Source organism: Spirosoma luteolum (assembly GCF_054778875.1).
Genome location: NZ_BAAGZE010000013.1, coordinates 1 through 1567, shown reverse-complemented (window position 1 = coordinate 1567; position 1567 = coordinate 1). Strand labels below are relative to the sequence as shown.

Sequence of the window (1567 nt, the reverse complement as noted above, 5' to 3'; positions counted from 1 at the left end):
TCGGCGGCCCTGCAGTTTATTCCCAACATGGACGGCTTCCCCAACGGCCGGCGGCTGGAGGATGATGTGACGACCATTGAGCTGCAGGCCGTGTCGGGTGTGGTGCTGGCGGCTGTCGGCTTGTTCTACGACGACGCGACACCGGCCGCCCCGGTGTCGCCCCGGTTGCTCAATGTGCTGGGGTTCAACGCCGGTCCGACCAAGAATGATGTCGAGCTGAAGGGCAGTTTCCCCTACGAGCAGAATCCTTGGAGAGGCTTCGACTACCCTACCAAGCCCCGGTTTTAATTCACCTCACTGATCGCATTCGAATCGTATGAAAACGAGTTTATACCTGATCGGGCTACTGGCCATGCTGGTCTGCCTGTCCACTCCCCTGCGGGCGTCATCGCACCGCGAGGCACCCCTGATTTCGAACGACCCCCTGGCCGACAATACGGACGTCTACGCCTTCAAAAGTCCGGCCAACCCCGAGAACATCGTTCTGATTGCCAACTATATCCCGTTTGAACACCCGGCGGGTGGCCCCAACTGGTACACGTTTGGCGAAAATATTCGCTACGAAGTACACGTCGACAACAACGCTGGAACCACGGGCGACGATATCGTGTACCGATTCACGTTTTCGCGCGTCAATCAGGATCCGACTACATTTTTCCTGATCCGGCTGGGTAAGGAAAACCTGAAGACGACCTATACCTGCGAGCGCAGCCTGGACGGTGGAAAAACCTTCGCCACCATTGTCAGCAACGGCACCGTGCCCCCGCCGAACATCGGCCCCCGCTCCATCGAGAACAGCACGGTTGGGTTGGGAGCGGCTTCGTACGAAGAGCTGGTGCAGAAGTCTATCATGACGGCCAGCACCGGCGAGAAAATCTTCTGTGGGCCCGTCGACGATCCGTTCTTCGTGGACCTGGGCGGCATTTTCGACGTGGGCAACTTTCGGCCGCAGGGCCGCGATGCGGTGGCTAAATTCAACTGCCACTCCATCGTGATCGAAGTGCCGGTCGCCACGCTGCAGAAAGCCAACAAAACGGTGGCGCAGGCCAGCACCATTCTCGACCCTGATTATGTGATTGGGGTGTATGCATCGGCCAGCCGCAAAATGATCAGAACGCTCTACAGCGGTGGCGATGTGGGTTACGACGGGCAGTGGGTACAGGTGTCGCGGCTGGGCATGCCCCTGACCAACGAAGCCGTTATTCCCATCGGCATGAAAGACCGCTGGAACGCCACCAGCCCCTACGCCGGACAGGACCTCCCCTTTGCCAAGTACCTCACCAACCCCGAACTCGCCCTCTACATGGACGATTCGCAGTTTGGCGGTGCCGTGCCGGGTTTGGCAGCCCTGCGCATCCAAAGCAACTCGCTGGGTAAGTTCGACTTCCGCAACGGCAAGCCCGGCCTCTTCGGCCTCAAAGGCAGTGCTGCCCTCGAGGGTACCGCCCTGGCCGAAAACGCTTTCGGACCCATCCTGCTGCCCGACAACAAAAGCCCCCGCGCCGTCGATCTGCTGCCCATCTTCTACACCGGCGTGCCCAACCTGGCCCCCTACCAGCTGGCCACC

General features: G+C 60.1%; 2 protein-coding genes. Both read left to right on the top strand.

Annotated elements, in window-relative coordinates; genetic code table 11:
- Positions 1–288, top strand: a 288-nt coding sequence (locus ACYVAC_RS16195; RefSeq protein WP_461098796.1) for a DUF4331 family protein, incomplete at its 5' end; no start/stop codon positions are given.
- A gap of 28 nt (positions 289–316) precedes the next feature.
- Positions 317–1567 (top strand): DUF4331 domain-containing protein (locus tag ACYVAC_RS16190; RefSeq protein WP_461098795.1); only part of this gene is annotated, 1251 nt, incomplete at its 3' end.